The organism is Gordonia sp. HS-NH1 (assembly GCF_001418765.1).
In the GTDB taxonomy this organism is placed as follows: Bacteria; Actinomycetota; Actinomycetes; order Mycobacteriales; family Mycobacteriaceae; genus Gordonia.
The window spans coordinates 288,484-299,664 of sequence record NZ_LIYC01000001.1 but is presented as its reverse complement, the minus strand read 5'-3'; the positions used below and the strand labels follow the sequence as shown (position 1 = coordinate 299,664).

Annotated in this window: 10 protein-coding genes; 3 read left to right on the top strand and 7 right to left on the bottom strand. The window is 67.8% G+C overall.

The window, feature by feature from the left end:
- Positions 1 to 28: 28 nt before the first annotated feature.
- The 3 genes from katG to AMD30_RS01255 all read right to left on the bottom strand — a co-directional run bounded on the left by katG (position 29) and on the right by AMD30_RS01255 (position 3,889).
- Positions 29 to 2,254, bottom strand: coding sequence for a catalase/peroxidase HPI (katG, locus tag AMD30_RS01265; RefSeq protein WP_055474455.1), 2,226 nt, complete (start codon positions 2,252 to 2,254; stop codon positions 29 to 31).
- 52 nt (positions 2,255 to 2,306) lie between these two features.
- Positions 2,307 to 2,750 (bottom strand): Fur family transcriptional regulator, encoded by a 444-nt coding sequence (locus AMD30_RS01260; RefSeq protein WP_010844737.1) that lies wholly within the window; start codon positions 2,748 to 2,750, stop codon positions 2,307 to 2,309.
- Between the two features lie 122 nt (positions 2,751 to 2,872).
- Entirely contained in the window at positions 2,873 to 3,889 is a 1,017-nt protein-coding gene (locus AMD30_RS01255) for a ferritin-like domain-containing protein (RefSeq protein WP_055474454.1), read from the bottom strand.
- Between the two features lie 294 nt (positions 3,890 to 4,183).
- Between AMD30_RS01255 and AMD30_RS25360 the strand changes: the two genes are divergently transcribed.
- Together AMD30_RS25360 and AMD30_RS01250 are read left to right on the top strand one after the other, a co-directional pair.
- The gene (locus AMD30_RS25360) at positions 4,184 to 4,432 is read left to right on the top strand and encodes a hypothetical protein (protein WP_231632617.1); all 249 of its coding nucleotides are present in this window, start codon (positions 4,184 to 4,186) and stop codon (positions 4,430 to 4,432) included.
- Positions 4,429 to 5,700, top strand: coding sequence for a Mur ligase family protein (locus AMD30_RS01250; protein WP_231632616.1), 1,272 nt, complete (start codon positions 4,429 to 4,431; stop codon positions 5,698 to 5,700). Before AMD30_RS25360 ends, AMD30_RS01250 begins: the two co-directional genes overlap by 4 nt.
- Before the next feature lie 11 nt (positions 5,701 to 5,711).
- Here the strand turns inward: AMD30_RS01250 and AMD30_RS01245 are convergent, their stop codons facing one another.
- The 3 genes from AMD30_RS01245 to AMD30_RS01235 all read right to left on the bottom strand — a co-directional run bounded on the left by AMD30_RS01245 (position 5,712) and on the right by AMD30_RS01235 (position 8,734).
- Positions 5,712 to 7,166, bottom strand: a complete 1,455-nt coding sequence (locus AMD30_RS01245; RefSeq protein ID WP_231632615.1) for a CYTH and CHAD domain-containing protein — start codon at positions 7,164 to 7,166, stop codon at positions 5,712 to 5,714.
- A 91-nt stretch (positions 7,167 to 7,257) separates the two neighbouring features.
- Positions 7,258 to 8,154, bottom strand: a complete 897-nt coding sequence (locus AMD30_RS01240; protein WP_055474453.1) for an MBL fold metallo-hydrolase — start codon at positions 8,152 to 8,154, stop codon at positions 7,258 to 7,260.
- A gap of 31 nt (positions 8,155 to 8,185) precedes the next feature.
- A complete protein-coding gene (locus tag AMD30_RS01235) occupies positions 8,186 to 8,734 on the bottom strand; it encodes a DUF6328 family protein (protein WP_055474452.1) in 549 nt (182 codons plus the stop codon).
- Between the two features lie 189 nt (positions 8,735 to 8,923).
- Between AMD30_RS01235 and AMD30_RS01230 the strand changes: the two genes are divergently transcribed.
- A complete protein-coding gene (locus AMD30_RS01230; protein ID WP_055474451.1) occupies positions 8,924 to 9,700 on the top strand; it encodes a DUF427 domain-containing protein in 777 nt (258 codons plus the stop codon).
- A 34-nt stretch (positions 9,701 to 9,734) separates the two neighbouring features.
- On the opposite strand, the gene AMD30_RS01225 is transcribed toward AMD30_RS01230, so the two are convergent.
- Entirely contained in the window at positions 9,735 to 11,030 is a 1,296-nt protein-coding gene (locus AMD30_RS01225; RefSeq protein ID WP_055474450.1) for a TerD family protein, read from the bottom strand.
- Between the last annotated feature and the right edge of the window lie 151 nt (positions 11,031 to 11,181).

Here is an 11,181-nt window from a genome sequence, read left to right as displayed (position 1 = left end):
GGGTGTTCTGGGTTGCGACGGTGAGAGATCAGGCCAGATCGAACCGATCGTTGTGCGAGACCTTCACCCAGGCCTTGACGAAGTCGTCGACGAACCGCTCCGCCGAGTCGTCCTGGGCGTAGACCTCGGACAGTGCTCGGAGCTGCGAGTGTGATCCGAACACGAGATCGGCCGCGGTCGCGGTCCACTTCTTCTCGCCGGTGGCGCGATCGGTTCCCTCGTAGACGTTTTCGTCGGAGCCGGTCTTCCACTCGATGTTCATGTCGACGATGGTGCGGAAGAAGTCCGTCGACAGAACCCCGGGTCGGTCGGTGAACACACCGTGCTTGGCGCCACCGTAGTTGGTATCGAGCACCCGGAGGCCGCCGATCAGGACGGTCAGCTCCGGCGCGGTGAGATCCAGCATGTACGCGCGGTCGAGCAACAGCGACTCCAGCGGTGTCTTCTCGCCACCCTTGCTGTAGTTGCGGAAGCCGTCGGCCCGGGGCTCGAGGACCTCGAACGAGTCGACGTCGGTGCTCTCCTGCGACGCGTCGGTGCGGCCGGGGGTGAAGGGCACGGTGACCGGGAATCCGGCTGCCTCGGCGGCCTTTTCGACCGCGGCCGCGCCGCCGAGGACGATGATGTCGGCGAGCGACACCTTCTTGCCTCCCGACGCCGAGTCGTTGAAGTCCTTCTGGACCTGCTCGAGGACCGGCAACACCTTGGCCAGTTCGCCGGGTTCGTTGATCTCCCAGTTCTTCTGCGGCTCCAGGCGGATGCGTGCGCCGTTGGCGCCGCCGCGCTTGTCGGTGCTGCGGAAGCTGGCGGCCGACGCCCACGCGGTCTTGAGGAGCTGCGTCGGCGAGAGCACCTCGAGCAGCTTTCCCTTCAGGGAGGCGATGTCGTCGGCGTCGATCAGCGGGTGGTCCACCTCCGGAACCGGGTCCTGCCAGATCTGCGGCTCGGGAACCCACGGGCCGAGGTATCGGCTGACGGGACCCATGTCGCGGTGTAGGAGCTTGTACCAGGCCTTGGCGAACGCCTCGGCGAGTTCCTCGGGATGGTCGAGCCAGCGACGGGTGATGTCGGCGTAGATCGGCGACTCACGCAGTGCGACATCGGTGACCAGCATCGTCGGGGCGCGCCCGGGACCGCCGAACGGATCGGGGATGGTGCCCGCTCCCGCACCGTCCTTGGCGACGTACTGCCACGCACCCGCGGGACTCTTGGTGAGTTCCCATTCGTAACCGTAGAGGTTCTGGAGGAACCCGTTGCCCCACTGGGTGGGGGTGGACGTCCAGACGACCTCGAGGCCGCTGGTGATGGTGTCCTCGGCCTTGCCCTTGCCGAAGGACGACTTCCAGCCCAGGCCCTGCTGCTCGATCGGAGCGCCCTCGGGCTCGGGGCCGACCAGATCGCCGTTGCCCGCGCCGTGGGTCTTGCCGAAGCTGTGACCGCCGATGATGAGCGCCGCGGTCTCCTCGTCGTTCATGGCCATCCGGCTGAAGGTCTCGCGGATGTCCTCGGCGGCGGCCAGCGGATCCGGCTTGCCCTCGGGTCCCTCGGGATTCACGTAGATGAGGCCCATGGTCGTCGCGCCGAGCGGCTTGGCCAGTTCGCGCTCACCGGAGTAGCGCTTGTCGGTGCCCAGCCACGCATCCTCCGGACCCCAGAACACCTCCTCGGGCTCCCAGATGTCCTCACGGCCGAAGCCGAAGCCGAAGGTCTTGAAGCCCATGGACTCCAGGGCGACATTGCCCGCGTACACCAGCAGGTCGGCCCAGGACAGTTTGGTGCCGTACTTCTGCTTGATGGGCCAGAGCAGGCGACGCGCCTTGTCCAGGTTGGCGTTGTCCGGCCAGCTGTTCAGCGGGGCGAATCGCTGTGCACCCTGACCACCGCCGCCGCGGCCGTCGTAGATGCGGTAGGTGCCGGCGGCGTGCCAGCTCATGCGGATGAAGAGGCCGCCGTAGTGACCGTAGTCGGCGGGCCACCAGTCCTGCGACGTGGTCATCAGCGAGATGAGGTCTGCCTTCAGTGCCTCGACATCGAGCTTGGCGAATTCCGTTGCGTAATCGAAGTCTTCGCCGAGCGGGTTGGAGAGCGAGGAATGCGCGTGCAGGATCGAGAGGTCGATCTGCTCGGGCCACCAGTCCTTGTTGGTCAGCGGCGCATGCGCTTTGGGCTCCGGCGACGAGATGACCGGGTTCTCGCTCTCGCTGTTGCTTCGCGTCTTGTCGTCGGGATTGGGTGGACGGCTGTCGGAGGTCACGACATTCCTTTCGAGGGGGAACAACTGACGGGCTGTGATCACACGGGTGTGATCAGGTCGGGGCTGTACTGAGGCACTCGGGGCATCGTCCCCAGAAGATGACCTCGGCCTCGTCGAGGACGAACCCGTGGTCATCGGATGGGGTCAGGCATGGGGCTTCCCCGATTGCGCAATCCACGTCGGCAATTGCGCCACAGGCGCGGCAGACGACGTGATGGTGATTGTCTCCGGTGCGAAACTCGTAGCGCGACAACGAACCCGACGGCTGGATCCGGCGGATGAGACCGCGCTCGGTCAGGGCGTGCAGCACATCGTAGACGGCCTGACGTGAGACCTTGGGGAGGGTTTCGCGTACCGCGTGGTAGATCGTGTCCGTGTCGGCGTGTGGGTGATCGTCGACGGCGTGCATCACCGTCACCCGCGGCTGGGTGACACGAAGATCTGCGGCCCGGAGTTGCTGGGCGTAGTCCGATGTGGATGCCACGCCATTCACCATAGGGGCGTCGACGCGGTCTCGCACGGTTTTTCTGGATCTGATCCAAACTTCTTTTTCAGTCCAGACACGACGACGGCCGCCATCAGGTGGATGGCGGCCGTCGGGTCGGTCGGTCCGGCAGATCAGCTGTCGATGCCGACCAGGTCCTTCGCGAGTTCGGCGAATCGGATCTCGATCGCCGACACCACGCGCTGGCGGTTCTTGTGCGCCTCTTCGTAGGCGAGGGTGACGCGCAGGTCGGCAGGCTTGGTCAGCTCCTTGACCGCGGCCACGGCGTCGGTGACGTTCAGGCCGACATAGCCCTCGATCGGGAGATCTTCGGCCTCAACGGTTCCGGTGATCTCGCGCAACTGGTGGAGCGCGTCGGCGGCACCCTTGGCACCGTTGTCGCGAGCGCTTTCCTCGACGGCTTCGAGTGCCGCGTCACGACCGGCGGCGACTGTCTTGGACACGGCTGCGCCGGCGTTGCCGACCGCGTCACCCGCTCGCGACGCGGTCTCGGTCGCGTCGTCGACCGCACGTCCGAAGCGGCTGCGGATCGAGTCCACGGGATCGGGCAACTGGCGGGCGAACTCGGCGGTGCGGTCGATGGCCCACGATGCTCCGAGTGCCGGTGCGGTGAGGGCGCGTGCCGCCAGCCCGCTGGCCCACTGCGAGGGTCCGCGACGCAGCGCGGCCGGGCCGCCGAGCGCCTCCTCGGCGAGAACCGTGGTGAGCCAGTGAACTGTGGCCGTGTGCGCATCGATGAGCTGATCGGCCAGGTTGACGAGCGCCTGGTCTTTCTGACCGGTGGCCAGCGCCTTGAGGTAGGTGGCGCGTGCGACGAGTCGCTGCTCGAGGGCGAGGTCGTCGAGCAGGGCCTCGTCGAGCGGCTGGGTCTGTTCGGCCAGCGTCTTGGCGACGGCTCCGAAGCGGCCCAGCACGGGACGGACCACGTCGACGAGACCGCCGCGGTCACGCAGCGCCGTCTCGATGGTGAGCGCGCGCTCGCGCGCATGTTCGGCGTTCTCGGCGAGTTCCTTGCGGATCGCGTCGGTGCGGGCCTGGGCCTGCCGGGTCTCGGCGATCTGGATCTCGGTGTGCGTCAGCGCGAGGATCGCGCGAAGTTGCTGGTGGACGGTCGTGGTGGAGACGGTCATCGGTTCTTGCTCCCCTCTGGTGCGGTTCGTGATCGGGCTACAACCCGAGTGTTGCCACGACGAGGGCATATGTAACACCCCACTCGAAATCGGTTGCGGCTCGCGAGTCAAAGGTCAAGTGCCGCAACGCTTGCTATGCAATGTGATGCGGGTCACACTTACTCGCGGGTTGACGAACCGTGTCCGATTACGGGGATTTGCACGTAATCGGCAGGCTGACCGACCGGATGCGCGCCCGGGTCGGCGCCATACGTCGAGGTTTGGTGGTGTCCGCACCACGGGTACCACGGCGCGATGAGCCCGGAGCGGAGTGTTCGCAGCGCGGACCTCGACCTGGGTGGACAGGTCACCGTCGCGCGTATCGCCGACCATCTCGGGGTGCCGGTCGTCGGCGCCGCCGACGCCGGTTCGGCGGTGGTCCGCGACGTCGAGGACGATTCCCGGACGATTCGTCGCGGGGACGCCTACCTGGCGATTCCGGGCAGCCGGTGGCACGGACTCGACTTCGAGCGGGAGGTGGCGGCGGCCGGACCGTACTGGTGATCAGCGATCGCCCGTCGTCCCTCCTGCCCACGCTGGTCGTCGACGATCCGCGACGGGTCATGGGACCGCTGGCGTCGTGGTTCCACGGGGAGCCGTCGCGAGACCTGCGTGTCTTCGGCGTCACCGGCACGAACGGCAAGACCAGTACCACCCACTTCGTCGATGCCGCCCTCGCCGCGGCGGGCGAGGCCGGCGGGCTCATCTCCGGCGCGCGTATCCGGGGACCCGGATGCGACACCGTCCCGGTGCGCACGACGCCGGAGGCGCCGATGCTGCAACGGACACTGGCGACGTTCCGGCGCCACGGCGTCACCTGCTGCGCCATGGAGGTCTCTTCGCACGCGATCGATCAGGGGCGGGTCGACGGCACCGTGTTCCGGGTGATGGCGTTCACCAACCTCTCCGACGACCACCTGGACTACCACGAATCGATGGCGGACTATTTCGCCACCAAGGCGGCGATGTTCACCGCGGAGCGGACGCAGATCGCCGTGATCGACATCGACGACGACTGGGGTGCGCGACTGGCCGGCGACACGACGACCGAGACCTGGACCTGTTCGACCACCCGCAAGGACGCCGATGTCGTCGCCACCGGGATTCGGACCGGTCGCCTCGGGACCGAGTTCACCGTGCACACGCCGCACGGGCGAACCCGGATCGGGCTCCAGGTGCTGGGTCCTCATCAGGTCGGCAATGCCCTGGTCGCGCTCACCTCCGTGGTGGCCGACGGCGTCGACCTCGCCGCGGCGGCCGAGGGGATCTCCTCGGTGACCGGGATCCCGGGCCGATGCGAACCCGTGCACGCCGGGCAGCCCTATCGGGCGATCGTGGATTACATGCACAACACCGCGGGACAGCACGCGATGCTCCCGTACCTGAGGTCGCTGACGCAGGGCGGGCGACTGATCGTGGTCATCGGCGCGACCGGCGGGCGTGACCCGGGAAAACGGGAACCCCTGGGAGAGGTCGCAGCACAGCACGCCGACGTCGTGATCGTCACCGACGAGAGTCCCGAGGACGAGGTCCCGGCCGCGATCCGGGCCGCTGTCCTCCGGGGCGCGCGTCGCGCGGCATCCGCGGTGGTCATCGAGGAGGCGGACCGGCAGACGGCATTCTCGCTCGCCACCGCCATGGCCGGTGACCGCGACGTGGTCGTGGTCACCGGCCGGGGGAGCGACACCTTCCGGCGGTATGGACCGGACACGACGTTCTTCGACGACCACACCGAGCTGCGGCGTGCGATCCTCGAGACGCCGCGCGGGTGACGCGGCAGGCGTCAGTTCGTCCCGGACAGCACGGCGTCACGGGCGGCCGCGGCGGCGGCGAGTTCGCGCTGGTACAGGATTCCGTAGGTGAATCCGTTTTCTCCCTTGCGAGTTCCGGCTCCGGCCCCCAGCTCGCGTAGCGTGCGGGCCGCCACGGCGGCGTCTTGGTGTTCGCCCAGTACGGTCTGGATTCGCTTGTACCGCTTGGCCTGGCCCCGCCCGGTCGACCGGGCGACGACCGGCGCGGCCAGCTCACCGGCGTACCGGGCCCGTTTCGCCGCCTTGCGCGCCCGGTGGAGATCCTCCTCGTGGCCGGTCGCAAGCGCGTGCGCGAGGCGCTTGTCGGCCTTGCGCGCGGCCCGGGTGGCGATGCGCCGCAACTCTTTCTTCGTGATCTGGTCGTCGGCGAGCGGGATCGAGTCGTTCCAGGTCGCGAGTGTCGACAACAGCACGAGGTACCGGTCCGACCGCATCTCGTCGGTGACGCTCTGCCGATGGTGGTGCTGCTGCGCGGAGAGCTCTTCCTCGATCCGCGCCGCGACCGGTCCGAGAACCAGCTCGTCGGGGAGTTCTGCCACCGCGGAGGCGAATCGCGCACGTAGGACCTCACGGTCACGCACCTCGCCGAGTACACCGGCGAACCATCGGAGTTCGTCGTCGAGACCCGCGAGACCGTCCGGTTCGAAGAGCGGAGCGGCCGTCCGGAGGGTGCTGCGCAGCCGTCGGATGGCCACTCGAACGGCGTGCACCGGGTTCGCGCCCCGACGCAGGGCGACATCACCGGCGAAGATCGTCGAGATCTGCTCCCGGACGTAGTCCGCCACGGCGACGGCGGCCGGCGAGACCGACACGGCACGGCGGGGCGCTTCGTGCCCGACCGCGCGTTCGAACGTCGACGATGCCGACGCCGGACGGGCGCCCGCCCCGACCATCCGTTTGCGCACGCTCTTCGGGATGGTCGTCGAGCCGGACCCCGCTCGCACCCCGACCTCGCGCCACGACGTGGCGGTGGCGACCGGGCCGGTGGCGGTGGCCGAGACGGTGTCGTCGACCACGTCGTAGGCGACCTCGCCGTTCGCGTCGAGGTGCCGGTGGCGGGTTCGGTGCGTGTGGACGATCGCCGCGACGCGTAACGGCTTTCCGCCGCTCAGACCCCACAGGGCATCGGCGATCGCCGACGGCACGGCGGTGGAGGGTGCGTCGATCTGCTCGGTGATGTCCTCGCCGGCGGACGGGGTCGTGACCCGCCAGCCGGCGTGCTGATCCTCATCCCCGCCGTCGGAGTCCCCGCCGTCGGAGTGGACGACGATGGTGCCGTGGGCGAGCAGGTCCCGGTCCTCGGTGTCGTAGTAGGTGTCGCTGAAATCGATCGACGAGATCTCGACGTCGCCGGAGTCGCCGAGGTCGGGGATCGCGCTGTCCAGACCGAAGTCCCAGCTGTTCTCGCGCGTCGTGTCGGTGCCCATTCCTCGCTCCTCACTCTCGCTGATGTCGATGAACCTGCAGAGGGTGTCCGATCCGGACATCCGGTAAACCTCCCCGGCCGGCGCGATCACGTCACGCGCGGTGGTAGACGCCGTCACCGGAGCGGGCAACCTGCCCGTGGCGCAGGAGCCGCTCGAGATGGAGTTCGGCGGTGCGCTTCTCCACCGCGTCGACGAAGGGCAGCTGCACATGCGGGCGGTAGACGAGCCGTTCGACGACGATCTCGTCGACGGTGCGCGGCCGCTGCAGCAGTTCCAGCAGCCGCTCGTCGCGCCGGTGGATGACGCCCTCGTAGTCCGCGAGGCGCGAGCGGAAGTCGTCGGCGCCGGTGACCACTCCCTTCTGATGGAAGGTGCCGTACCAGCGGGCGTCGATCTCCCGCACCCGCGCGATCGACGCCAGGTAATCGTCGACGCTGCTCCCCAGGTCGCCGTACATCGGTCCGAACGAGGTGAGGTCGATGTCGGCGAGGTAGAGGAAGCCGGTCGGCTCGACCAGCACACCGGAATGTCCCGCGGTGTGACCGGGCAGGTGCACGACCGTTGCCGTGACGTCGCCGAGTTCGAAGACGTGCCCGTCGTCGACCCCGGCGGCGTCGGGAAAGCCGGGCGTCAGGTCGAAGGTGTCGCCGATCTGGGCGTCGAGGCCGGCTCGCTGTTCGTCGGTCAAACCGTAGTTGTCGAGGAGGACCTGGAGGGATCGCACGCCGTCGACATCGGCGTGGTGGGCGAACTTGTCCGCGGCGAAGTGCCGGAGGCCGGCGATGTGGTCCTCGTGGGCGTGACTGATCATCACCGCGTCGGGGTGCACGGGATCGTGGTCGACCTCGAGGGAGGGATCGATCACCATGGTCGCAGCGGAGCCGCGGACGACGACGGTGTTGCCGTAGGGAAACGCGCCGCCGTGTGACGACGCGAGCACGGTCACCTCGTCGTAGCGGTTCTCGATGAAACTCGGTGCGAGGGTCACTTCGTCTGGGTACCCCGGCGGGTGAACGCTGTCAACGCCGCGGGTCGTCGGCGGACTCCTGCGGCGAGCCGGTCGTCGCGCGCAGCCACAGCGGGACGATCAGCCAGGCGAGGGAGAACACGACGAGCGTGACGACTCCGGCGATCGCCGACGGGACCGGCCCGGCGGTCGCGCCGAAGACGACCGTGACCGCACCGGACAACGCCAGTCCCAGCAGTGTCAGACCGGCGAACGAGAGGTAGTGCGCATAGGAGACGATCAGCGCGAGCTGGTGCTGACGGAACAGCGCCCGGTGCAGGGCCACCGGCGCGGCGAGCAGGATCGCCGCACCGACGGCGCACGACACGGTGATCAGGTAGATGGTCCGCAGCACCCCGCCGAGTTCCTCGAACCCGTCGTGAAACGGCAGGGTGAGCAGGAACCCGGTCAGGATCTGCACGCCCGTCTGCACGACGCGGAGCTCCTGCAGGAGCGAGTTCCAGTTGCGGTCCAGCCGTTGGGTTTCCGTTTCGTCGCGCTGGGAGCGGTTCCACTCGGCGTCGCCGGAGCCGGTGCGGTCGGTGTCCGTGGGCCTGGTCACCTGCCCATCGTCGCACCGTTGGGTCTCGTCGGGCCTGCCGCCGAGTCTCGAAGCGGTCACTCTCGACGCCGAGCCCCCTGCTCGGGGTGGGCCGCTTCGCTCGTGCCTCAGGGAATGGAGATGGGTCGCTCCGCTCGGGGGGGCTGACCGACCCTGGCGTACCTCGCGTGATCGGAGGACGATCGGACCATGGCCACGTCGATGGACGAACTCACGATGTCCCAGCTCGGTTCGCTGCGCTGGGCGGACATGCGCCGGCGGGTGCGCGCTATGGTCGACGGGCAGGTCGTCGTCGACTCAGCGACGGCCCTCCAGGTCTGGGAGCCACATCGAGTGGTCGGGTGCTACGCCGTACCCGCTTCCGATGTTGTTGCGCGACTCGACAATCCACAGCAGACCGACGCTACCGCCGAGCATGCGTCGATCCTGACGCCCGACGATCCGTTCGCGCTCCACACCACGACCGGCACGGTCTACGACCTCCAGGCCGGCGGACGGACACTGCGCGGCGCCGGGTTTCGGCCGCAGGACCCGGACCTCGCCGATCACGTCCTGCTGGACTGGTCGGCTTTCGACGAGTGGCGGGAGGAGGACCAGACGGCGATCGGTCATCCACACGATCCGTTCCAGCGCATCGACTGTCTCGACACCAGCCGGCATGTTGTGGTGGCGGTGGGCGACACGGTCCTGGCGGAGAGTCGACGCCCGACGCTGTTACTCGAAACCCATCTGCCGCCCCGTCATTACCTTCCGCGCGAGGATGTCCGGATGGACCTGCTCGTCCCGTCGGACACCGTCACGGTGTGCGCGTACAAGGGTGAGGCGAGCTACTTCTCGGCGATCGTCGGCGACGACATCGTGCCCGACGTGGCGTGGACCTACACCGATCCGCTGATCGACGCCGAGCCAGTGCGGGACCTCATCTGCTTCTACGACGAGCGGGTGGAACTGACCGTCGAGAACTGAAACCGTTCTGCTGTCCGGGGTTTCCCGAGTGCCGTCACAGCTCTCCGTGGTAGCGGTCCAGCCCCGAGCCGTTCGCCTTCTTGCTGCGTCCGGTCGGTGCCTCCTTGGCACTGCGCACCCACTTACCGGTGCGGTCGAGAGTGGGCATCCGCTCGGAGAAGAATTTGCTGTAGCGGGTCGTCCCGTCGACCTTCAGCACACCGTCCTGCACATCGATGTGCGCAACCGTTGCCCAGAACGAGTTCTTGCTGTTGCCGACATGGACGAGGATCTCGTCGCTGTCCGGCTCGGGTAGGCCGTTCTTGCCCGGTCGTCCGTATCGGATCGCCACCCGCGGCCTGCCGAACTTGTCGATCGCACCGGCCCCGTTGTCGACGGATTGGTACACATTGACGAGGAGATCGCCGTTCTCCTTCGGTAGCACCGTGACCTGCTCGACGGCGGGCTTGTTCCCTCGTCCTGGACCGCGGCTGTCCCCGTGGTGCTCGATGAAGGGCCAACTGCGTAGGTCGCCGCGGTGGCCCTGCTCGCCGCTGATGACCACATACTTGTGCGCGACCTCGTCGCGGCAGAAGAAGTACACGTCGAGGTCTCCCTGGCCGTACTGCTTGACCCGACCGTCGGCCTCGTACACGGCGCCGCGCCCGTCCCACTCGAGGCCCACGGTGAGAACCCAATCCGAGGATCCTTTGCGAAGGTCGATGGACGCGGTCTTTTCCGTCGAGTCCTTCGTGATCGAGACCTTGACCTTGGACATGTTGATCGGTGATCGTGCTTCCGGCGCCGGTTGGGCGGCAGGTGTCGGAGGGGCCGGCGTCGCGATCTGTGCAGTCTGCTGGTTCGGCGCGTCGTCGACCACGATTCCGAAGTCGGTGGCGAAGGCGTCCAACCCCTCGCGGTAACCCTGTCCGATCGCGTCCAGCTTCCAATCTCCGTCCCGGCGATAGAACGCCACCAACTGGAGAACTGTCTCGGGGCCCGGGTCCGGTGGGGTGAACGCCCATCTGCCCGAACCCGAGATGGTCACCGTCAGCGGGCCGATCTGTTCGACAGTCTTCCGCTGTGCCTCGGTACTTGCCGCAACGACTATCCGGTCGACGTCGGGGGGCGCCGACGGCAAGTCGACCACACAAGAACTCGAGCCCTGCAACCGGACTCCGGAGGAGCTGGGATTGTTGAAGAAGATCAGGTCGTCGTCCGTGCGGACCTTGTGCCCCGCAGTCAGGAGCACTGCGATGAGGTCGACGTCGTCGGGCGAACCGCTGTGCACCTCGACGAGGTGCGCGGTCGTGCTCAGGGCGGTCTTGGAGCCCTTGGTGAGCTCGTCCACAAGTACTCCTCGAAAGGTGGCGATGGGGCGGGCCAATGATATGCGGGGGCGCTGTCAGGGACCACGCAGCCGGCCGACGGACATCCGACCCGTCGGTTCACGAAATGACAGCTGCCACTCCGATTGTCAGGCAACCGAATGACATTCGGCT

What these genes read in the sequence shown, in the direction of transcription:
- AMD30_RS01260 (WP_010844737.1), bottom strand. Translation starts at nt 2,750, where the DNA reads ATGGTGAATGGCGTGGCATCCACATCGGACTACGCCCAGCAACTCCGG.
- AMD30_RS01255 (WP_055474454.1), bottom strand. Translation starts at nt 3,889, where the DNA reads ATGACCGTCTCCACCACGACCGTCCACCAGCAACTTCGCGCGATCCTC.
- AMD30_RS25360 (WP_231632617.1), top strand. Translation starts at nt 4,184, where the DNA reads ATGAGCCCGGAGCGGAGTGTTCGCAGCGCGGACCTCGACCTGGGTGGA.
- AMD30_RS01245 (WP_231632615.1), bottom strand. Translation starts at nt 7,166, where the DNA reads ATGGGCACCGACACGACGCGCGAGAACAGCTGGGACTTCGGTCTGGAC.
- AMD30_RS01230 (WP_055474451.1), top strand. Translation starts at nt 8,924, where the DNA reads ATGGCCACGTCGATGGACGAACTCACGATGTCCCAGCTCGGTTCGCTG.